We start from the raw sequence: 20,530 nt of genomic DNA, 5'->3' as shown, positions 1-20,530 counted from the left end.
CCACTTTTTATTCTAGTTACACTGAGTCCGCAGCCTCTGCCATAATGCGTGATTCGATTGAAATAGCGGCCGCTGTGTCCGCCAATTTAAGGCGTCTTTCAAAGTGGCTATGTGGCCTCTCGAAAGACGCCTTTCTTTATTTCATTCTGTATGTGAAAAATTTCGTTGATAGAAATGAGCATAACGAGGTGTTTTTTTGCAGCTAATCGAATGCTAGGCAGCTTTACGTTTAAAGTTAATGCGTAGAACCTAGTTTTCTATTAATTTCTATCTATGCTAAACGATGAATAACGCTATTGTTTCTTTTATTTTTCTATGCAACTTTTACCAAACTATATCGTCTATTCTTTTATGGAAAAAATTGAAATTGTAAAGAGAAGAGAGGTTGCAATGATTCAAAAAAAGACACAATGTCAGGAGAGTATGATGAAGAAGATAGGGTTCTTAATGGTATTATTTATGTTTTTAGTGGCGTTCCCAAACGATAGCTTTGCAGCAGCGGTGGATACGAAGGTGATTTTGGACGGAACAGAGCTTGTGCAGCCGGAAAATACGAAAGCCGAAATCATTGACAAAAAAGTCATGATCCCAATTCGGATCGTATCGGAAAGCTTGGGCTACGATGTGCTCTGGGATAAGCAGGCACAGACGGTCACGATTAGCAAGGAAGGCACGCTCATTGAAATGACGGTAGGCCAGAAAGCGGCAAAGATCAATACGGCTGCCATAGAAATAGATGCTCCTCCTGTGATTAAAAAAGGAACAACGCTCGTTCCGCTGCGCTTCGTAGGCGAGCAGATGAATCTCAAGGTTGGCTGGAACAATACGACGAAGACGGTCACTTTAACGAGCCCGATTCCAGAAGTGGTCATCGATGAGGGGGAAACGGACCCGGTTATTCCGCCCTCTTCCGGCACGGGAGGCACCATTATTGATGGAGCTATCCCGAGTGGCGTGTCAACAGTAAGCGCTATCAGCTTTAATGACAACCGCCTTATCGTCACGACAAGCGGCAAAGTAGGGCCGAAAATTTTCGCGATGAAGGCGCCGGATCGCCTCGTCATCGATTTGCCAAATTCGGCTTTTGCACCGTCGTTTGGCGATGGACAAGCTTTGAATGGCAGCCAGATGGGCGAGCTTGTCATTACGGACAGCTCAGATGTTACGAAGGTGCGTTATTCTTTGTTTACCCGCGAGCCGTCGGCTATTCGCATCGTTTTGGATTTGAGACAGGCGACCTCCTATCAGCTTGTCAGCGATGATTCTGGCCTTTATGTCGTAGACCTTAATGTGGACGGCGACGTAGGCGGTCCGCCGATTGTGCCGCCAATCAGTTCAGACGGCAAAAAAATCGTCGTCATTGATCCCGGCCACGGCGGTGTTGAGCCAGGCAAGGTGGCGCTGACAGGGCTGCAGGAAAAAATAATCAATCTGAAGCTTTCCTTGAAGGTCGAGCAGCTGCTGAAGCAGGTGTCTGCCATTAATGTGGTGATGACGCGAAAGGATGATACTACACTTAGTCTTTCGAATCGTGCGAAGCTGGCAAATGCACTGAATGCCGATTTGTTCGTCTCCCTGCATGCCAACGGCTACACGACAACCACAGCTTCAGGCACAGAGACGTATTATGCGCGGGATTCGAGCATACCATTAGCTAAGACGATTCATCGCTATTTGGTGGAAGCGACTGGTCTGAGAGATCGCGGAGTGAAATATGGCAACTATCACGTCATACGAGAGACAACGATGCCGGCGGTTCTGCTCGAGACAGGCTTTATGAGCAATGCGTCGGATTTGGCGGTTATTACGAATGAAACGGTGGAAATGCGTATGGCAAAAGGCATCGTTGAGGGAATTAAAGAATATTTGGGTATTAAATAGTACAGCTTGTTTCTTTCAATTCCTGAGGGAGGTGGAGTTTGAATGAACACAAAGATTGCTATTGCGGCGCTCCTATTAATCGTTATGACGACAGCCGGCTGCGCGGACAAGTCATCAGCCCATCCGGCGCAAGAGGTTACTCTAGATGCTACCCAATCCAAGACGGTCACAGCAGCCACAGTCGTGGAGCCGCAGCAAACGGCTGAGGCTCCGGTATCTGCTGCGGAAGTGAAGAAGCGGACAATTGAAGTTTTTTTCTCAGACCCGCAGGGGGAAAAGCTTGATAAAGCGGGTGTGCAGATTTCTTTTTCCACACCTGTAGAAAAATATACAGAAGCCTTTAAAGCTTTGCAGCAAAGCGACAATGCCGAGCTGATACCACTCTGGTCGAAGGAGATCGAGCTGAAATCCGTCCATTTTAAAAACGGAGCGCTCACGCTCGACATTCATATGCCTGACACGGCGCGTCTCGGATCTGGCAGTGAAATATTCGCTTTGGATGCTTTAACATGGACGCTATTTCAATTCGTAGAAGTGAAAACAATTGATTTGCTCGTCGACGGGGAGCAACTGGAAAGCTTAATGGGACATGCCGATTTGGAGCATCCCATTACGAGAGGGAAATAAGCTTGATGAAAGCTGATACTTGCATCGCTATGTTTCATAATCTCTTTTAAGAGGTAAAGAGACATATAACCAAAGAGGAGATGATCATATGACAGCTTCAAATAACGGTTTAGGCGATAAAATAAAAGGCAAAGTCAATCAAGTAAAAGGCGAGATTAAAGACCAGATCGGCAAAGCGACGAACAATGAATCGCTGCAAGGAGAAGGCAAGCTGGATAAAGCCAAAGGTATCGCCCAAGAAAAAATCGGCGAGCTCAAAAATAAAATCAGCAGGTAGATGGCGGCTGCAAGCTTGGCTATAGCCGCATCGTTCATCAAGAAGCCAGCCCTCACAGTCTGTGGAGGCTGGCTTCTTGCGGCGCATAACGATCAGGCAGGAGGCGAGCGTACCCGCAAAGCATTGCAAGATAATTGCAAGGTACAGTAATGCATGGCTAACCAAAGTAAAGGAGCATTCGCCGCTGCTGTGCAGGTCGGCAAACGCTCCTTTGCTTTACGCTATTTTAAAAGTGGTCAGGCGGCATTTCGGTTGGGAAGTCCGTTTCGACATTCGGTGCAGGCACAGGCTCAATCTCGGGTGTTGGAGTGCTGGGATTCATTTCGGGCGCGGGCTGCTCGGGCAAAATCTCAGGTGGGTTCGGCGGTATGAGTTCCGGCGATTTGTCTGGATTCGGCTCTGGTAAATCGATCGGCTTTTCGTTATGAATAGACATCATATACCCTCCTCTCGCTTATTCTTTACTTACCCAAACTTGCCTTCGGACTAACCAAGAGCGGGAAACGATGGTATTATGATGGGAGAACAGACTTATTAAGATGCAGGAGATGAATAATGGATTTTACAAAACTGAATTCCTTAACGAAATATCCGAGTATCCTCACCTATCACCAGCTTGGGGAACGCGGCCGTTTAAACGACACATTAACCGAAGGTGAGGCCTTCGATTCGGATAAGCCCGTTTATGTTTATGAAAAAGTAGACGGGGAAAATGCGCGCATAATTTTGCTTCATAATGAAGCCGGGACGGACTATTTTATTGGCTCACGAGAGGAGCTGCTGTTTGCCAAGGGGGACCGAATTGGCAATCCCTATGGCAATATGGCGGCTTTGCTAACCCCGATTGCGGAGCGGATGCAGGCCAGCTTGGCGGATGGTAAGCTTGGACTTACCGTTATTTATCAGGAGAGCTATGGCGGTAAAACAAAGGCGGCCAAAAATTATACGTCCAGCGGCAGCCAAGGCTACCGGGTATTCGATCTGTTTTCGCTGACGCATGAGGAGCTTAAGCATTTGCTGGAACTGCCGATTGACCAAATTGCCAAGTGGCGCGATCATGGCGGCCAGCCTTTTTATAAAGAGGCGGAGAAAGCAGCATTTATCGAGCGCTGGAGCCTCGACGCTGCGCCGCTGCTGGCTGAGCTGGGTGGAGCTGCGTTTCCGGTCGGGCTGGAGGAGACGAGCCGTTTTCTCAGCGATTTTGCGGCCACGCGTGTAGGAATGGATGCATCCGGAAAGTCAGAAGGAATTATTGCACGAACGGCTGATCGCAAAATGATTCGTAAAATCCGGTTCGAGGATTACGAACGAACCTTTAGAAATGCGCCGAAGGCATGAACAATTTGCTAGTGTCGGGCTACCGCGCGCATGAGCTGAACATTTTTAATCAAAAGCATGAAGGCATTGCCTATATTAAGCAGGCGATTACGAATAAGCTGCTGCCGCTTATTGATGATGGCTTGCAATGGGTCATTACTCCCGGCCAATATGGCGTTGATCTATGGGCGTGTGAAGCCGTCATCGCGCTTAAGCCGCAATACCCGCAGCTCAGGCTTTCTATTATTACGGCGTATAGCAATCCGGAAGAGAAGTGGAAGGATGACAAGAAGGAATATTATGAGCAGGTGCTGAAGGGCGTCGATTATTATGCGTCGGTCAGCGACAAGCCTTATGACGGCATTTGGCAGCTGCAGGCGAGGGATGAGCTGCTGTTTCGCAAAACCGAGGGTATTTTGCTCGTGTACGATGAGGATGCGGGGGAAGGAAGTCCGCGCTACTTCAAGGAGCGTGCGCTCCGCCGGCAGCAGGCCGATGGTTATCGCTACATCAGCATCAGCTCGGATGATATTCAGAGCATTGCGGATGAGGCGAATTATCGGGATATGGACTAGCATAATAAGGCTGCCACTCGTTAGGGCGGTTTTTGACAGCAAGAGGAGGATGCAGAGATGGATGATCAGGATGATAAAAAGCAGCAAGAGCAGCATTCGGAAAAGGTGCGGCCGTTTGATTTAGAAAAGAGCGAGCCAGCTAGCCAGGCGGTGCATGTGTTCCGCCAGCCGCGGGAGTCGCAGCAGTCACTGGCGGCAGCGCAAGCAGCAGCCCAGGCTGCGCGGGAAGAAGCGGCGCAGCGGGCCGAGGCAGCCCGCCTAGCGGAAGCGGCAAGGCAGGCGGAGGTTGCCCGCCAGTCAGAGGCGGCGAGGCAGGAAGAGATTTTGCGGCGTGCGGAAGCAGCACGGCAGGAGGAACTGGCGCGCCAAGAGGAAGATGCGCGCTTGCTTGAGGCGACGCGGGAGCAAGCCGCTTTGCAGAAGCGCGAGGATTTGGAGGAAGAGCCGGGACAACGGGAACGTTACGGCGAGTATGGGGAATATGACGCATACGGCGATGACAATAGCGAATACGATGCAGATGATGCTGAGCCAGCTGTTACGGCGGCGACAGCAAGAAATGAGGCAGCTGGAACGGCTGCATCAGTGAGAAATGAAGCTGCCGGAATGGCAGGCGCTGCGGGCGCTGGTGCTGGCGCAAGTGCAGGAGCAGGAGCCAAAAGCGGAGCAGCAGGGGCTGCAAACAAGCTGCTGCAAAATATATCCGGCTCGGTTAAGCAGATCGATATGCAAATATTGCTGAAGCTGCTGAAAAATCCGCTGGAGGGGCTGAATTTAAACCCGGCCAAAGATTTGAGCTACGGTATAATCGGGATTGTCAGTGCGATAATAGGTTTCCTCTTGTTCTGGCTGCTTACAGGCAGTGCCATCCAGCTATTTTTCGGCTATGGGGTATCCGATCTATTGCGTGAGGGAAGCGGCATGAGCGCAGCGCTATTCGGCAAAATCTTGCTGCTGTCGCTAATATCGACGATTGCCTTCCTCGGTTCTTTATGGGGAATCAGCTTGTGGAGAGCGACGCAGCGTCTAACACTCAGAGCTTTCATTACGTCGATTGGAGCGATGCAGCTCGCTTCTGGAGCTGGATTTTTAATAGCGGGCGTCGTTTCGCTCATTAGCTTTAAGCTGGGCTTTTTTGTAATGGCGGCGGCACTGCTGTCTACTCTTGGCATTTCCTTGGTCGGCGCATCGGTGGCAAGCCAGGTGACGAAGGAGAAGCTGTGGTCGTATATCGTTCTTTCGGTTTGTGCTTACTTATTGTTGTTTGGCCTGTTCGGTGATTTGATCTTGTAAATTGATAAGCATAATGAGTGATGATATGTTGCTTAAACGTTGTTTCCCCTTGCGGAAGCAACGTTTTTTATTTGTTTGCAAAAGCCTTGTCCGTTATTTTGGTAAATTTGTTATGGCAGTTTGAAATCATTATTGGAGCAGTTAATGATTGAAGTTCGATAAAATATGACAGAGATCGAAAAAATAAATGATGAATTTTCAGTAAAATGAAATGATTTTAGAGGATTTTAGCACTTTATGTAGAAAATTTAATAGCTAAAGATGATAGGGGGTATTTACCATTATGAAAAAAGCTATTTTTGCAGTTGCTGCTATGCTCGTCATGGCTGGCTGCGCCGGCCAAACGGAGGATTTTTCCACAGAGGTAAGTCAATTAAAGGAGCAAGTAAGCCAGTTGAGTGCTGAAAATGAGAAGCTGAAGGCAGAGCTTGCCGAGGCCGCTAATACTGCTGCGGTAAGCGAGGCGTCTTCGGAGCCGGCACCGGAGCCATCCGCTGACGCAGGCAGTGTACTAGAATTGAAAAAAGCGCTCGTTATTGCCGACTTTGCAGAGGTTACGCTCACGAAGACAGAGTTTACGTCCAAAGTCGTTCCGCCGAAGCCTGACAGCTTCTACAATTACTACGAGATAAAGGATGCCGAAAATATTTATTTGGACATCGTTCTTAAGTTCAAAAGCTTGCTCAGCTCGTCCAAAGGCGCAGATGAATTTGCCAATGTACAAGTGAAATATGATAGCAAATACGAGTACGAAAGCTTTTCTGCAATTGAAGAGTCGGGTGGAGGCAACTTTACCTATACAAACATAACGAATATTGAACCATTAAAAACGGGAGTTCTTCACTTTATCGCTGAGCTGCCTAAGGAAGCGGCCAAAGACAAAAAGCCGATTGATATTATCGTTACGATTGAAGGCAAGGAATACGTCTACTCGTTGCGCAGCGAATAGCCGCTTCGCGAAATATATAAATAGAGGGAGAATGAAATATGAAACAGAAAGTAATTACAGTTTTGCTGGCTATGGTCATGCTGCTGGCAATCCCAACGGGGCTTTCGGCCGCTAAGGCGGAGAGCCAGAGCGTTTTTGTAAACGGCAAGAAAATCGCTTACGCGCAGGCACCAATAAGCGAGAACGGCACAACGCTTGTATCGGCAAAAGAAACGATTGAAGCACTTGGCCTCGCCTTCAGCTGGGACAAGGGCAACAAGCGGATCATCGCTTCAAGCGGCGAAATGACGATTTCGATTATTTTGAATGAGCCCGTTGCTACGGTTAATGGCATTTCTATATTTTTGGGAACGCCCGCTGTAGAACGAAATGGCCGCACCATGGTTCCGCTTCGCCTGTTGACAGATGGTCTAGGCGCTTCTATGGAAACGAAAGGCAACCAAATCAGCATTAAAACGGTAGACCCAAGCAAAAGCAAATATTATACAGGCCTGCCGCTGCAAATTACGAATTCCGCTGTGAAAAATCTAGGCACGGAAAAAATCGTTGTTAATTATGTGGAATATTATTATGCCGGTGGCGCTGTGCAGGCCTATGATTTTACAGCATCGTTGAATGCGCGCGGCAAAGCCGCTTTTAACAATGCGACCGTAAAGCCAGGCGAAAATTTTGATTCGAATGGCACGAACTATACCTTTTTCGGCAGAACCGTTTATAGCATAGTGGTGGGAGAAGAAGAAACGGTAAGCAAAAGCTACAAGCTGGCTAAACAGCTTTATGGCAATGGCGGCACGATTGAAAAGCAGATGAGAGCTCTCTACAAACAGAAGGAAGAGGACTACAAGAAGAAGCTGAAAGAGGAGCTTAAGAAAAATAATAATGTTCCTTTTAAAGTTGTTGATTCTAGCATTACTTATGATTCATTAGGATATCCGGAAGTGAATATAGAGCTATGGAATTTGACAGCTAAAACGATAGTTTCATTCGAGCTTTCTTTTAGCACCTATGACGCTTACGGCGACCCGGTAAAGGGTGGTTATCCGTACACAAACCGTTTCTACGGAAAAGGTGCCAATGTTAAAGTATTGAGCGGTTATAGTCACATATTCACATGGGATCTCTACTCCTACAGCGACACAACCAAGCTCAAAAATATTCAAATTGATCGGGTTGCATACTCCGACGGCTCTGTCTGGAAACGTAAATAATAATTGAACAAACAAGCAGAAGGTTAAGCCGGATAAAGAAAAAGAAAAAGAAAACGCCGCAGCGTTTGTATCGCCTGCCCGCAAGGGAGGAAAGCAGCGCTGCGGCGTCTTTTTTTACTGATTTCTAAAATAATGATGCTAGGCGCATCTATGTTTGGTTTTGAGGATTCATAAAGTGAACGGGGCAACAGGTCATTCCGCACGAAGTTCTAAACGGGCTTGTAGAAAGGCAGGTTAGCGTGTAGAAATGGATACAAACATATATTTTGTTCGTCATGCTCATTCAGTCTATAACCCTGATGAGTTGGGGAGACCTCTTTCGGAACGAGGTATTCAAGACGCAGAGAAAGTGGCAAATATACTATACTAAACACCGAGAAGCCCCCACCAGTGAAAGGTGGGGGCTTGCTACGCTCTTTTAATCAGAGAACTATAATATTTTCGAAAAGTGTCTTTTGCATTAAAGGGAGGAAACCCGGCGCAGAAAATTATTATGGGCAAAGCCCCGCACCTGCTCCTCAGAGTAATGCTTAAGCAGCTCATTAATCAGGTTTTGGCTTTTTGCGGCGTTTTCGAGATTATGCACGTAAGCGTTGATGCCGTCAAAATCGGAGCCAAGGCCAACATGATGAACGCCGCCAATGGCACAGTAATGGTCAATATGCTTAATTAGATCGGAGATTGTCGTAATTCCGTCCGATTCGGGCTTAATAAACTCAGGATAATAGACGACATGAACGGTTGCATTTTTGGCGAACAGCGCTTGCGCTTGCTCATCAGACAACCCTCGCGGATGATCGAATACGGCCTTGGCGTTCGAGTGGCTGGCGATCAAATAATCGGCTGTTTCCACGACGTCCCAGAAGCTCTGCTCATTCAAGTGGCTCACATCGGTCAAAATCCGGTGCTCATTGTGGAACTGTACCATTTTGCGGCCGAGGGAGGAAAGTCCCGCTCCGCGAGGCTCCAGCACCCCATCAGCAGCAAGATTGGCGAAATTCCAGGTCAGGCCGACCGACAACACGCCAAGGCGGTGAAAAATATTCAGCTTATGCAAGTCATTACCGACCGGATCAACGCCTTCAAGCGTCAGAAAAGCGCCAATCTCGTGCTCGGCCAGCTTGCCGATATCCTTCCATTCCTTGATGTGCTTCATGTCCGGATTTTTCCCTAATACTTCCTCGTAAAAATAATGCACCTGGTCGAGCGCCGATTGAAACTTCTCTTGATCAGTCAAGTTCGGCATGACGAAAATGGCGAAGCCTTGTACCTTGATGCCCCCAGTAAGCAGGCGCTGCTTGTTCGTATCCAGCTCAGGTGCATCGTTGAAGGATAGGCTGCCTTTCTTCTCCCCCAGCTTCATTAAAGCATCGCAATGCAAATCGATAATGTTCATTTAAAACTCCTTTCACCGGCATTTACAGCGGTTTAATGTCCCAAGCTTCGCTTAGGAAAGCGAGAATACGGTCAACAGAGCGCTGCACTAAGGCTTCGCCTTTCCCGGCTGTCGCAAAAGATGGATGTCCAACGACGCCTGATTTGGAAATGGAAGACAGACGGTTGTATTTGATGATTTCGGGAAAAGGATCTTCAAACGCGGGCTGTTCATCGATGATAATGGACTGGTTTACAAGCTGAGGGTAAAGATGAAGCAGGACGGAGGTGCCGATTTCACCAGCATGGCCGTTTGAAAATTTTCCAGATTCGGAAATGCCGTCATCCTGCGCCTTGATGAACCGCCAGCAATCGATTTGGGCGGCCAATACATCGCTATGCTGTTCCTTGATCTGATGCACGATTTGATTAATAACCGATACATTTCCAGCGTGGCCGTTAATGAAGAGTATACGTTTGAAGCCCCATTTTAACAAGCTGGTTACTATGTCGCCGAGATAAGCTTTTAAGCTTTCGGGGCGAATCGTAATGGTTCCGGGAAAATCATTTAGTACGGTGGAATCTCCAGCCTCTACGTTTGGTCCGATCAGTGCGCCAACACACTCGGCAACGAGCTCTGCCAATTTGGCTGCCAGCAGCCCATCCGAGCCAAGAGGCAGATGAGGGCCATATACCTCGATTGCGCCTACAGGAACAATGACCAGCTCCGTTTGTTTTTTGTATTCCTCGAAGACGGTCCAGCTGATGTCTCTTAATTTGCGGCTTTTCGTCATAATGCGCTCTCCCAATTGTATGAATTTTAAAATATAACTGATGAATCTCGCTCCATCAAAGATGGGCCTGTCTAAGCTTGGTTGTACAAATGGCAGGCGACCTGCCTTCCGCCGACATCCCGCAGCTCAGGCTTGTCGGTACGGCAAACGGCCATGCAGGCATGGCAGCGCGTATGAAAAGCACAGCCGGGAGGCGGGCTCGCCGGGCTCGGCACATCGCCCGGCAGCACAATGCGGCTCTTTTTGGCAAGCGGATCAGGGGTGGGTACGGCGGACAATAACGCCTGCGTATAGGGATGCAGCGGCTCTGCAAACAATTCGCGTTTGCCTGCCAGCTCTACAATTCCGCCCAAATACATTACGCCGATCCGATCGCTTATATGCTTGACTACGCTTAAATCATGGGCGATAAATAAATAGGTAAGCTTGAACTGCTCCTGCAAATCCTGAAGCAAATTAATAATTTGCGATTGAATGGAAACGTCGAGAGCGGAGACGGGCTCATCTGCGACGATCAGCTTGGGGTTCAGCGCAAGTGCGCGGGCAATGCCGATCCGCTGCCGCTGCCCGCCGCTGAACTCATGGCCATAGCGATCCGCATAACGGCTGTTTAAGCCGACGGTTTCCAGCAGCTCATCGATCCGTCTAGTCCTTTCCTTGCCGGTTGCTGCTTGATGAATGTCGAGCGGCTCGGCAATGAGCTCGCCCACCGTCATACGGGGATCAAGCGAGGCGTATGGGTCCTGGAACACCATCTGCATATCCTTCCGCAGCTTGCGCAGCTCCTCCACCGGAAGGCCGACCAAATTGCGGCCCTCATACTTAATTTCGCCTGCCGTTGGACGAAGCAATTGCAGCAGCGTACGGCCTGTTGTAGATTTGCCGCAGCCGCTTTCACCCACAAGGCCCAGCGTTTCGCCTTTGAAAATCGTAAATCGCAGGCCATCGACCGCCTTCACATGTCCTACCGTCCGATTGAACAGCCCTTTTTTGATCGGAAAATATTTGGTTAAATGGCTTACCTCAAGCAGCGGTTCATTCATTGGAACGCCTCCTTTGCTTCGGATGCATGGAGCCAGCATCTGGCTGAATGCCCAGCCCCTACTGCTTCGAGCTGCGGATGCTGCTCATGGCAAATCGCTTGCGCAAATTCACAGCGGGGGCTGAAACGGCATCCTTCCCGCAAGCTTCCGGGCGGCGGAACGCTGCCCGGGATGGAATATAGTCTGCGCTCATCCGTTTCAAGCGTGGGCATCGACTTCATTAAGCCTTGTGTATAGGGATGCTTGGGACTTGTGAAAAGGGTGAGCACGTCGCATTCCTCGACAATTTGTCCCCCATACATAACGGCTACGCGGTCGCACATTTCCGCAACGACGCCAAGATCATGCGTAATAAGCAAGATGGAGGTGCCATGGCTCGTTTTTAGCTGCTGCATTAGCTCCAGAATTTGGGCCTGTATCGTAACGTCTAGTGCGGTCGTCGGTTCATCGGCAATGAGCAGCTTGGGATTGCAGGCCATCGCGATGGCGATCATAACCCGTTGCCGCATGCCGCCGGACAAGCGGTGGGGGTACTCCCGCAGCATTTGCTCGGGGCGAGGAATGCCAACCAGACGCAGCATTTCAATTGCCCTTGCTTTCGTCTCAGAGCGGCTGAGCTTCATATGAATGCGAATGGCTTCAAGCAGCTGTTCGCCGATCGTAAACACGGGATTAAGCGCGGTCATCGGCTCTTGAAAAATCATTGCCATGTCATTGCCGCGCACGCTGCGCATTTCCTTCTCGGAAAGCGCAAGAATATCCCGGCCATCGAAGGTGACGGAGCCTTCGACGACTTTGCCTGGCGTTAAACGCATGGCGGTCAGCGATGTCACGCTTTTGCCTGAGCCGGATTCTCCGACAATACCGACCGTCTCGCCTTCATAAATCGTAATATCAATGCCGTCTACAGCGGGAATGACGCCATCGCCAGTATGAAAATACGTTTTGAGCGCCTTTATTTCCAGTAGCTTGCGTTTCAATGCGGGCCCTCCTTAGCTAAACCTTCATTTTTGGATCAAGGGCATCGCGCAGCCCATCGCCGAGCAGATTGAACCCAAGGACAACGAGCATAATAGCGATGCCCGGCACGATGGACAGATGGGGCGCGGTGCGAAGAAATTCCCGGCCTGCGCTCAGCATGGCCCCCCATTCCGGAGATGGCGGTTGTGCGCCCATTCCAAGGAAGCTTAACCCTGATGCCGATAAAATGGCGGTAGCTACGCGCAGCGCCGAAAGCACAATAATGGGAGCAATGCTGTTCGGAATAATATGCTTCAAAATAATGCGTCTGTGCTTGGCGCCCATGGAGCGCGAGGCTTCAATATATTCTTTGTTTTTAACCGACAGTACAGCGCTGCGGGTAATCCAGATGAACGACGGCACGGAAAAAATGCCGATGGCAATCATGAGATTCACCATCCCGGGACCAAGCACGCTTACAATGGCAAGAGCCAGCAGAAAGCCGGGAAAGGCCATGAAAATATCGGTGATCCGCATAATGACCGATTCGATTTTGCCGCCAAAATAACCCGCTATTGTGCCGAAGGCTACGCCAAAAACGACAGAAATGACGACGCCGACAATACCTACCATGAGCGAGATGCGCGACCCATAAAATATCCGTGACAAAATATCCCGCCCATATTCGTCCGTTCCGAATGGGTGGCTAAGGGATGGCGCTTGCAGCAGCATATCCATGTTTTGCTCGAGTGGATCATAAGGGGAGATCCAAGGTGCCAGTATGGCAATAAAAATAAAGAGGCCAACGATCCATAGGCCCAGCAGAGAGCGCTTGTTGCTTATGAGCCGCTTGAGCACTTGCTTGTAAAGGGCCTCTCGTTTGGCAGGCCCATCGTCATAAGCCGATGGAATGCTTTGGGCAAGCAGGGATGCAGCTTTGGGTTCACTCATCGTTAGGCCTCCTTCCGGTCATAACGGATTCGCGGATCGACAGCGGCATAACACAAATCAACGAGCAGATTGACGATGACGAAAATAAGCGCAACGAATAAAATGCTGCCCTGCACAGCCGAATAATCTCTAAACTGAATCGATTGAATGATATAGCGGCCCAGACCATTCATGGAGAAGACGGTCTCCGTAAGCACTGCGCCGCCGAGCAGATTGCCGATTTCCATACCGATGACGGTAATAATCGGAACGAAGGCATTTTTAAGCGCGTGTTTGTAAATGATGAGCCACTGACGGACCCCTTTGGCTTTTGCAGTACGAATATAGTCTTGATTAATGACCTCAAGAATGCTGGAGCGTGTAAGCCGTGCGAGCACAGCGGCAGAGGAAATGCCGAGAACGAGTGCCGGAAGCACAAAATGCTTCAGCTCGCTGCTGCCTCCGGAAGGCAATATGGGAATATAATAGGCAAAAATAAGAATGAGAATTATGCCCAGCCAAAAAACGGGCATCGATATGCCGAACAAAGAGAAAGCCATGGCCGCATGATCGCGGGCACTGCCGGGTTTGGTTGCAGCGAAAATACCGGAAAATAGCCCGATGACAACGGTAACCAGCGTAGCCAAAATCGTCAGCTTCACCGTGCTCGGGAACCGCTCCATAATTTCCTGCAGCACCGGATTGTCCGATCGCAGCGAAGTGCCGAAATCGCCTTGCAGCAGCTGCCAATTATAATCGATATATTGCTCGTAGAGCGGACGGTCGGTTCCGAGCCGCTCCCGGATGATTTGCACTTCCTCGGGACTGGCGTCTAGACCAGCAACTAATTCAGCGGGATCGCCAGGCACGAGCTGCAATATGATAAAAGAGAGCAGGGAAACGCCGATTAGCGTCGGGATCATTTGCAGCAATCGTTTTAGTACATAGTTAAACAAGGGGAAAACTCCTTCCTGACCACTAAAATGAAGCGGCCAAGCGATTAGCCGTACAAATGCGCCTGCCGATGAATATGCGACGGGAGCTTGGTGCGGACTTCGCGCACGCGCGCCAGATCAATCCGGTAGGGAATAAGCGTCTCCGTTTCTGCACCGCGTGCTACGACAACGCCCATCGGATCAACGATCAGGCTCTGGCCGATGTAAAACTCGTTGACCTGATTAACGGCAACGACATAAGCGGTATTTTCCAGCGCCCGCGTCGTAACGAGATTTTCCCAGTGGCGTTCCTTCACCGGACCGCGTACCCAGCCGGATGGCACAATAATCACGTCGGCCCCATGCAGCGCCTGGTAGCGGGCGATTTCCGGGAAGCGCAGCTCATAGCAGACGAAAAGTCCCAGCTTGCCGAATGGCGTATCAATCGGCTCGAAGAGCGCCGTGCCGGGTTTGATATCGCGTGATTCCTGCGCGCCGAATGCATCATATAAATGCGTTTTGCGATAATGGCCGACGATTTGGCCGTCCGAGTCAATAATGACCGTGGAGTTGTATACGCGGTCATCCGCGGAATCCTCCGTAGTCTCCCGCGTACCGAAAATGACCCATACGCCATAACGCTTGGCCAGCGACTGCATCGTCGCAACGAAATGCCCTTCCAGCGGCTCTGCATCCTCCAGCTTGCGTTCTCTTGGCGTGCCGATTTGATAGAAGCTCATAAAGGCTTCCGGGAAAACGACCAGATCGGCCTGGTGCAGCGAGGTCGCGTCCTGCAGCGCCTTTTCCGCCTTGTCCAAATTTTCCTGCTTGCTGCTTGAAGAACCGAACTGTGCCATTACGATTTGAAAGGTCATAGCTGCTTTCACTCCTGTATCCAATTTTTTGAAAAAGCGGGCTTTCCATGCGAATGGTGCCGCTCGCGCAGCACCATCATGCTTACTTGAATTTCACGCCGCGCAGGTCCCAGAGCAAGGAAGGCAGAAAGGTGATGCCTTCAATTTTGCTGGAATATGCAATTTGGACGGTATCCTCAAACAAAGGAATCCAAGGCGCGTCCGCTTTTATGAGCTGTAAAGCTTCGCTGTAATTTTTCTGGCGTTCCGCCTTGTCAAGCGCTTGGCCTCCCGCAAGAATGAGCTCGTCTACTTTGGGATTGGCATAGAAGGCATAATTGGACTTGCTCGTCGAAAGGAAGCTGTCGCGCAGCAGAGCATCGCCGTCACCTGTAACGGAAGACGCGCCCCGGACGAATAAATCATAGCTGTCCGGATTTTTCAGCACATCGAGATAAGAAGCAAGCTCCAGCACCTGCAGCTCTGCTTTGAAGCCCAACTGCTGCAAGCTGTTTTGCACAAATTCGGCGGCCGGGCGATCCTGCACGGCATTTGCCGCAAGCACAATTCGCAGCGACGTTCCTTCCTTCACGCCAGCTTCCTGCAGCAGCTTTTTCGCCGCTTCCACATCATAGGCGTATGCGCCCACATCGGTGTAGCCAAATGAATTTTTTGAAATAAACGAAGTGGCAACCTCAAATCTGCCTTCATAAAGCTTGTTGACCAGCGTTTCACGATTGATCGCCAGATTGAGCGCATTGCGTACCAACACATTATCCAGAGGAGCATGCTTCGTATTGATGCCGATATAGCCAACGCGATTGGTAGAGCGAGTATTGACGGTAAACTTACTGTCATTTGACAAGCGTTCAACGTCTGTCCCCGGCACTTTGTCAATGAGATCCGCTTCGCCGGATTCAAGCATAATAACGCGAGCCGCATTTTCGGTTACCGTTTTGAACGTAATGCTGCTTACGCCCGGCTTGCCGCCCCAATATTGATCGTTTGCCTCCAGTACAATCTCGTTGCCGGAGCTCCAGCTTTTGAGCTTAAAGGGGCCTGTGCCGACTGGCTTTTTAGCAATGCCTGCTTCATCTTCCTGAATCGATTTAGGACTAATGATGCTCCCGGAAGTGACGGCAATATTGTTAAGGAAAGCGCCCTGCGGCTCTTTGAGCTGAAAAATGACTTCGGAATCGCCGTTCGTGCTGACGGATTCAATGAATTGGCCCAAGGTCGCATATTGGGACAGCTTTTTATCCGGGTTGATCAGGCGTTCAAAATTAGTTTTCACCGCTTCGCTATTAAAAGGGGCGCCATCTTGGAAAGTCACGTTTTGACGCAGCTGGAAGGTCCATGTTTTGCCGTCTGCCGAGGCTTTCCAGCTTTCTGCAAGCTGAGGAACGATTTCAAGCTTATCGTTGAAGGTGACAAGACGATCATAGATTTGATAATTAATAAAGCTGGAGATAGAGTCAGTCGCATTTTGTGGATCAAATCCAATGGCATCGCCCGTCAAGGCGATCGTCAGGCTTTTCGCTGCCGCTGTATCGGAAGCTGCGCCTGTGCTGCTTGACGCTGTATTCGGCGCTGCGGTATTCGTATTTGCAGTGCTGTTTGCTCCGCCGCCATTGCCGCAGCCAGCAGCGAACAGGGATAAGGCTATAAGGGCAAGGCCCAGCTTGTTTTTGAAAAGATTCCTTCTCATCTAGTTGTTTCCCCCTTGATTGTTGGTTGCCGCTAGCTGGTCTGTACATCCAGCGAGCCGTTTATCGTAGCCGAGTTCCTTCCGGCGCTGTTGTTCCTTGAGCTGCTTTTCTTGGGCGATGAGCCCAAGCTCCTTGGCATGAAGCGGATTGATGACGAATACGCCATCATCATCGCCGACGATGAGGTCGCCTGGCTGAATGCTGACGCCGCTGACGCTGACAGGTGTATTGACTTCGCCTTCGAGCTGGAGCGAGCGGGTAGTCAGCGCGCTAATACCCTTGGAATAGACCGGAAAACGAAGCTGTGTGATCGGCCGTACGTCGGTGACGCAGCCGGATATAATGGCTCCAGCAATCTTTTTGTCCAGTGCAGCATACGTCACAAATTCTCCCCAGCAGGCACGCTGTTCATCACCGGACATATCGACCACGATAATATCGCCTGGCTGCGCGAGCTCGAAAGCATGCCGAATGGCGGAAGCGTCAATATGAGGAATCCGTACGGTGACTGCGTTGCCTAAGAGGCGAATCGGGCGAAACAGCGGCTGCAGGCCGGTGAGAAACCCGAAATCCGTCAAATGGCCAATCGTTGAAGGGCTGATGTGTTCATAAAGCTCAAGCAACTCAGCCGTTACTCCTTGTACTCTTGGTTCGATGCGAAACATTAGATGTGTTCTCCCCTCACTCGAAACATTAACTTGATAAATCTGATGTGATTAGTATGTTTTAACTTGTTGAAAACAATAGCATTACTCGTTCTCTACCGTCAATGTAAACGCATATAGATAATTTCAATAGCTAATTGGAAAAAACTATAGGGTTGCCATAGGAGGATGGAATGGACAGGCTGCGCCTTTTCCTTTCACAATAGAACCAGAAAAACAAAAAAAGCATCCAAATCGATATTGGATGCCATAGGGTAATGGTATTGAAAAGGATCTTATCGGTCCTTGCTCACCGTAATATTGTTAATTTCCACATCGGGATCAAAGTCAATATGGCTCGGCACATTGATTATGAGCATGCCTCCAAAAATCGTTTCCCAGTTGCCGCCGCTGTCGGCGACGCGATTTTTGAAATCGGCAAGCTCCTCGGATGAGGCAACGTCCTGACTGAGCAGCCAGGAATATCTTCTTAAGCGGGATTTGCGGACGGTCTCTTTATAAAAATAAATGTTGCCTTGCTGCTCCAGCTTGACAATATCACCGAATGATACCATTTCCGTAAATAATGGATTTTCTTCAATGCGGTAGCGCTGATCGTCAATCGGCGTTACCTTGAGCATTTCAATCTCCTGCCCGGAGGAATGAAAGGAAATGCCAAGCTCAACAGATGGATTCATAATGGGCACCTTCTTCGTTAAAATAAGCTTAGGTCAAACGTTCGCGACAACGTTTCCAGCAAATGGACACCTGCAATGCTGTTGCCCTTGCGATGCAGGGATGGACCGACGACGCCGATGCCATAACGACCGGGAACGATCGCCAAAATGCCGCCGGATACGCCGCTTTTGGCCGGCAAACCAACTTGTATTGCGAATTCGCCCGAGGCGTTGTACATGCCGCAAGTAATCATAAAGGTTTTGGCGATCTGCACATAACGCCGTGGGATCAGCCGGGTTCCGGTAACGGGGTCGGTTCCGTTATGCGCCATCACAAGCGCCATGCGAGCCAAATCCGCACAGGTGACGCTGATTGAGCAGTGCCGGAAATACACGTCGAGCACTTCCTCGACTTCCCCCTGCAGCACCTGCTTATCCTTTAGAAAATAAGCCATCGACCGATTCAAATTTGCCGTTTTGGCTTCTGACAAATATACCTCGTTATCATAATCCAGCGTAACATTGCCTGAGAGATTGCGGAAAAAATCGAGCACGCGGGCCGATTTCTCCTCCCGGCTGCTTCCGGCAATCAGCGAAGAAATCGCAATCGCTCCAGCATTGATCAGCGGATTGAAGGGAATGCCGGGCTGCACAAGCTCCAGCTTGAGCATGGAGTTGAAGCTGTCCCCGGTCGGCTCCATGCCAACCTTGGCGAAAACCGCTTCCTCGCCATTATCCATTAACGCCAGAATGAGCGTGAAGACTTTGGAAATGCTTTGCATAGTAAAGGATATGCCGCAATCTCCAGCAGATGCTACTTGACCTTCTGCACCCACAATATGAATGCCCAAGGCGTCCTTGGGGGATTTTGCAAGCTCAGGTATGTAGGAGGCCACTTTGCCATGAAGAGCCTGCTGGCGGGACGTTTCTACCCATTCGGGCAGCAGGGTTTGCATATGTTTAAGCTCGCTATTCGTCAATTCGTTTCCTCCTGCTCGCCAGTTTGGCATGAATGGCTCTATTATAATACATTTTGGTAGTGAAACGCATCAGGCTAACGCACAGTGATCAGAAGGGAAGAGAAGAGTAAATGTTGTAAAATCATCCAATATATTCACATTGTATCCTGTTTTTCTGTGTGAAGGGAATTTATAATCATAAGCGTATCCCGTAGTAATCGATGGAAAAGATGTGGTGAAGGAATCGGCAGTCCCCCCATTTGCACAAGCTGCTGATGCTTCTTCACCATAAGCTTGAAAGCCTGTCGCTGCTAGGGGACGTTTGTTGAAACCCATTTATGTAAGCGGATACATCATTGGTTGTGCGCCCAATCGGCGCTAAGTCTGGCAAACTATTAAAGGAAGAGGGAATGTTGAAAATGAAAAAAAGACTAAGGCTGTTCGTTTTTGCTATGATGATTGTCGCCCTTATTACCGTACAGCTGCCGCTTAATCAGGCCGAGGCGGCTCCTGCTTTTGCGAAAGGGACGGACATAAGCTGGGTTCCCGGTCTTGAGGCGCAAGGCTACACCTGGAAGGACAAAAACGGCACGACCAAGGATATCATTCAAATTTTAAAGGATGACTATCAGATTAATTCAGTGCGGATTCGCGTATTTGTAAATCCTTCGAGCAATTATGCAAACGGTTACCTGGATATGAACCGTGCCGCAGCTCTGGCGCAGCGGGCAAAAAATGCAGGCATGAGCATTATGCTGACGCTGCATTACAGCGATTCGTGGGCCGATCCAGGCCAACAGACAAAGCCTGCTGCTTGGAATAGCTACACGTTCCAACAGTTGATGGACGCGGTATGGAACCATACGCGGGCGGTAATGACGGCGATGCAGGCGAAGGGCGTGACGCCGGATTGGGTACAGATCGGCAATGAGACGAACAATGGTATGCTGTGGAATGACGGGAAAGCGACCGTCAGCATGCAAAACTATGCATGGCTGGTCAATACCGGCAACAATGCAGTAAAATCGATCTCTTCCGGTACGAAGACGATTGTGCATTTGGCAGGCGGCAATGATAATGCTTTATTCGTTTGGAATATCGGGGGGCTGATCAGCAATGGCGCTACCTTTGATATTATCGGCATGTCGCTGTATCCATCGGCTACGGATTGGTCTGCCAAGGTTGACCAGACGATCAGCAATGCCGATGATATGATTGCCCGGTACGGCAAGCCGGTTATCATTTCCGAAATTGGCCTTGAATATAACCAGCCAGCCGCTACGAAGAGCTTTGTTGCCGCGATTAAAACGAAGGTTCGCAACATTTCTGGCGGCAAGGGTCTAGGTGTCTTCTATTGGGAGCCGGAGGCGCCTCCAGGCTACAATGGCGGCTACAATAAAGGAGCTTGGCAGGCAAACGGCCAGCCGACGATTGCATTGGAAGGTTTCTTGAACTAGCAAGCTTGCGCCGAAGCAGCCCTGCTATTCATTCCCCTGTTCCTTCCCTTATAATAGAAAGCAGGAC

General features: G+C 49.7%; 21 protein-coding genes. 9 read left to right on the top strand and 12 right to left on the bottom strand.

Features of this window, described 5'->3' with window-relative positions; translation table 11 throughout:
- Nucleotides 1–423: 423 nt before the first annotated feature.
- The 3 genes from AC6B99_RS10595 to AC6B99_RS10585 all read left to right on the top strand — a co-directional run bounded on the left by AC6B99_RS10595 (nt 424) and on the right by AC6B99_RS10585 (nt 2,785).
- Nucleotides 424–1,881: an N-acetylmuramoyl-L-alanine amidase family protein gene (locus AC6B99_RS10595; RefSeq protein WP_235533250.1), complete on the top strand. Its 1,458-nt coding sequence runs from the start codon at nt 424–426 to the stop codon at nt 1,879–1,881.
- Nucleotides 1,882–1,923: 42 nt separating this feature from the next.
- Entirely contained in the window at nt 1,924–2,508 is a 585-nt protein-coding gene (locus AC6B99_RS10590) for a GerMN domain-containing protein (protein WP_496663318.1), read from the top strand.
- An 88-nt stretch (nt 2,509–2,596) separates the two neighbouring features.
- Complete coding sequence (locus AC6B99_RS10585; protein ID WP_056039699.1) at nt 2,597–2,785, top strand: CsbD family protein; 189 nt, start codon at nt 2,597–2,599, stop codon at nt 2,783–2,785.
- Between the two features lie 226 nt (nt 2,786–3,011).
- On the opposite strand, the gene AC6B99_RS10580 is transcribed toward AC6B99_RS10585, so the two are convergent.
- A complete protein-coding gene (locus AC6B99_RS10580; RefSeq protein ID WP_494864075.1) occupies nt 3,012–3,221 on the bottom strand; it encodes a hypothetical protein in 210 nt (69 codons plus the stop codon).
- A 119-nt stretch (nt 3,222–3,340) separates the two neighbouring features.
- On the opposite strand from AC6B99_RS10580, the gene AC6B99_RS10575 reads away from it, so the two are divergent.
- The 5 genes from AC6B99_RS10575 (at nt 3,341) to AC6B99_RS10555 (ending at nt 8,127) form a co-directional block, all read left to right on the top strand.
- A complete protein-coding gene (locus AC6B99_RS10575; RefSeq protein WP_056039704.1) occupies nt 3,341–4,123 on the top strand; it encodes an RNA ligase family protein in 783 nt (260 codons plus the stop codon).
- Nucleotides 4,120–4,677: an SLOG family protein gene (locus AC6B99_RS10570; RefSeq protein WP_056039706.1), complete on the top strand. Its 558-nt coding sequence runs from the start codon at nt 4,120–4,122 to the stop codon at nt 4,675–4,677. The genes AC6B99_RS10575 and AC6B99_RS10570 overlap by 4 nt, the downstream gene beginning before the upstream one ends.
- 57 nt (nt 4,678–4,734) lie before the next feature.
- On the top strand, nt 4,735–5,970 hold the full coding sequence (locus tag AC6B99_RS10565) for a hypothetical protein (protein ID WP_496663317.1): 1,236 nt from the start codon (nt 4,735–4,737) through the stop codon (nt 5,968–5,970).
- Nucleotides 5,971–6,253: 283 nt separating this feature from the next.
- Entirely contained in the window at nt 6,254–6,919 is a 666-nt protein-coding gene (locus AC6B99_RS10560; protein ID WP_235533251.1) for a hypothetical protein, read from the top strand.
- Nucleotides 6,920–6,957: 38 nt separating this feature from the next.
- Nucleotides 6,958–8,127, top strand: a complete 1,170-nt coding sequence (locus AC6B99_RS10555) for a stalk domain-containing protein (protein ID WP_496663316.1) — start codon at nt 6,958–6,960, stop codon at nt 8,125–8,127.
- 460 nt (nt 8,128–8,587) lie between these two features.
- Here AC6B99_RS10555 and AC6B99_RS10550 read toward each other — a convergent pair whose 3' ends face one another.
- The 11 genes from AC6B99_RS10550 to glsA all read right to left on the bottom strand — a co-directional run bounded on the left by AC6B99_RS10550 (nt 8,588) and on the right by glsA (nt 19,003).
- A complete protein-coding gene (locus AC6B99_RS10550; protein WP_496663315.1) occupies nt 8,588–9,523 on the bottom strand; it encodes a dipeptidase in 936 nt (311 codons plus the stop codon).
- Nucleotides 9,524–9,545: 22 nt separating this feature from the next.
- Nucleotides 9,546–10,295, bottom strand: a complete 750-nt coding sequence (locus tag AC6B99_RS10545) for a creatininase family protein (RefSeq protein ID WP_056039714.1) — start codon at nt 10,293–10,295, stop codon at nt 9,546–9,548.
- Nucleotides 10,296–10,366: 71 nt separating this feature from the next.
- Nucleotides 10,367–11,338, bottom strand: a complete 972-nt coding sequence (locus tag AC6B99_RS10540; RefSeq protein ID WP_056039715.1) for an ABC transporter ATP-binding protein — start codon at nt 11,336–11,338, stop codon at nt 10,367–10,369.
- Nucleotides 11,335–12,318, bottom strand: a complete 984-nt coding sequence (locus tag AC6B99_RS10535) for an ABC transporter ATP-binding protein (RefSeq protein WP_496663314.1) — start codon at nt 12,316–12,318, stop codon at nt 11,335–11,337. Before AC6B99_RS10535 ends, AC6B99_RS10540 begins: the two co-directional genes overlap by 4 nt.
- Before the next feature lie 16 nt (nt 12,319–12,334).
- Nucleotides 12,335–13,249 carry a nickel transporter permease gene (nikC, locus tag AC6B99_RS10530; RefSeq protein ID WP_081418965.1) on the bottom strand — a complete coding sequence of 305 codons (915 nt, stop codon included), beginning with the start codon at nt 13,247–13,249 and terminating at the stop codon, nt 12,335–12,337.
- 2 nt (nt 13,250–13,251) lie between these two features.
- Nucleotides 13,252–14,184, bottom strand: a complete 933-nt coding sequence (locus AC6B99_RS10525; protein ID WP_496663313.1) for an ABC transporter permease — start codon at nt 14,182–14,184, stop codon at nt 13,252–13,254.
- A 44-nt stretch (nt 14,185–14,228) separates the two neighbouring features.
- Nucleotides 14,229–15,038, bottom strand: coding sequence for a carbon-nitrogen hydrolase family protein (locus AC6B99_RS10520; RefSeq protein WP_496663312.1), 810 nt, complete (start codon nt 15,036–15,038; stop codon nt 14,229–14,231).
- 82 nt (nt 15,039–15,120) lie between these two features.
- On the bottom strand, nt 15,121–16,725 hold the full coding sequence (locus tag AC6B99_RS10515) for an ABC transporter substrate-binding protein (protein ID WP_496663311.1): 1,605 nt from the start codon (nt 16,723–16,725) through the stop codon (nt 15,121–15,123).
- Complete coding sequence (locus AC6B99_RS10510; RefSeq protein WP_496663310.1) at nt 16,726–17,391, bottom strand: RraA family protein; 666 nt, start codon at nt 17,389–17,391, stop codon at nt 16,726–16,728. It lies immediately after the preceding gene.
- Between the two features lie 275 nt (nt 17,392–17,666).
- Nucleotides 17,667–18,068, bottom strand: coding sequence for a DUF4265 domain-containing protein (locus tag AC6B99_RS10505; RefSeq protein ID WP_056039724.1), 402 nt, complete (start codon nt 18,066–18,068; stop codon nt 17,667–17,669).
- Nucleotides 18,069–18,085: 17 nt separating this feature from the next.
- Nucleotides 18,086–19,003, bottom strand: a complete 918-nt coding sequence (gene glsA / locus AC6B99_RS10500) for a glutaminase A (protein ID WP_494882793.1) — start codon at nt 19,001–19,003, stop codon at nt 18,086–18,088.
- Between the two features lie 422 nt (nt 19,004–19,425).
- Between glsA and AC6B99_RS10495 the strand changes: the two genes are divergently transcribed.
- A complete protein-coding gene (locus AC6B99_RS10495; protein WP_496663309.1) occupies nt 19,426–20,463 on the top strand; it encodes a glycoside hydrolase family 53 protein in 1,038 nt (345 codons plus the stop codon).
- Nucleotides 20,464–20,530: the final 67 nt, after the last annotated feature.

This window comes from Paenibacillus liaoningensis (assembly GCF_059609455.1).
Note: the sequence above shows the minus strand (reverse complement) of the source record. Positions and strands in the feature narration are given on the sequence as shown.

Bases quoted from the DNA above. Each gene is read 5' to 3' on its own strand.
- AC6B99_RS10570 (WP_056039706.1), top strand. From the start codon at position 4,120: ATGAACAATTTGCTAGTGTCGGGCTACCGCGCGCATGAGCTGAACATT.
- AC6B99_RS10595 (WP_235533250.1), top strand. From the start codon at position 424: ATGATGAAGAAGATAGGGTTCTTAATGGTATTATTTATGTTTTTAGTG.
- AC6B99_RS10520 (WP_496663312.1), bottom strand. From the start codon at position 15,038: ATGACCTTTCAAATCGTAATGGCACAGTTCGGTTCTTCAAGCAGCAAG.
- AC6B99_RS10505 (WP_056039724.1), bottom strand. From the start codon at position 18,068: ATGAATCCATCTGTTGAGCTTGGCATTTCCTTTCATTCCTCCGGGCAG.
- AC6B99_RS10575 (WP_056039704.1), top strand. From the start codon at position 3,341: ATGGATTTTACAAAACTGAATTCCTTAACGAAATATCCGAGTATCCTC.
- AC6B99_RS10515 (WP_496663311.1), bottom strand. From the start codon at position 16,725: ATGAGAAGGAATCTTTTCAAAAACAAGCTGGGCCTTGCCCTTATAGCC.
- AC6B99_RS10565 (WP_496663317.1), top strand. From the start codon at position 4,735: ATGGATGATCAGGATGATAAAAAGCAGCAAGAGCAGCATTCGGAAAAG.
- AC6B99_RS10555 (WP_496663316.1), top strand. From the start codon at position 6,958: ATGAAACAGAAAGTAATTACAGTTTTGCTGGCTATGGTCATGCTGCTG.
- AC6B99_RS10495 (WP_496663309.1), top strand. From the start codon at position 19,426: ATGAAAAAAAGACTAAGGCTGTTCGTTTTTGCTATGATGATTGTCGCC.
- nikC (WP_081418965.1), bottom strand. From the start codon at position 13,249: ATGAGTGAACCCAAAGCTGCATCCCTGCTTGCCCAAAGCATTCCATCG.
- AC6B99_RS10510 (WP_496663310.1), bottom strand. From the start codon at position 17,391: ATGTTTCGCATCGAACCAAGAGTACAAGGAGTAACGGCTGAGTTGCTT.
- AC6B99_RS10545 (WP_056039714.1), bottom strand. From the start codon at position 10,295: ATGACGAAAAGCCGCAAATTAAGAGACATCAGCTGGACCGTCTTCGAG.
- AC6B99_RS10590 (WP_496663318.1), top strand. From the start codon at position 1,924: ATGAACACAAAGATTGCTATTGCGGCGCTCCTATTAATCGTTATGACG.
- AC6B99_RS10540 (WP_056039715.1), bottom strand. From the start codon at position 11,338: ATGAATGAACCGCTGCTTGAGGTAAGCCATTTAACCAAATATTTTCCG.
- glsA (WP_494882793.1), bottom strand. From the start codon at position 19,003: ATGCAAACCCTGCTGCCCGAATGGGTAGAAACGTCCCGCCAGCAGGCT.
- AC6B99_RS10585 (WP_056039699.1), top strand. From the start codon at position 2,597: ATGACAGCTTCAAATAACGGTTTAGGCGATAAAATAAAAGGCAAAGTC.
- AC6B99_RS10560 (WP_235533251.1), top strand. From the start codon at position 6,254: ATGAAAAAAGCTATTTTTGCAGTTGCTGCTATGCTCGTCATGGCTGGC.
- AC6B99_RS10580 (WP_494864075.1), bottom strand. From the start codon at position 3,221: ATGTCTATTCATAACGAAAAGCCGATCGATTTACCAGAGCCGAATCCA.
- AC6B99_RS10550 (WP_496663315.1), bottom strand. From the start codon at position 9,523: ATGAACATTATCGATTTGCATTGCGATGCTTTAATGAAGCTGGGGGAG.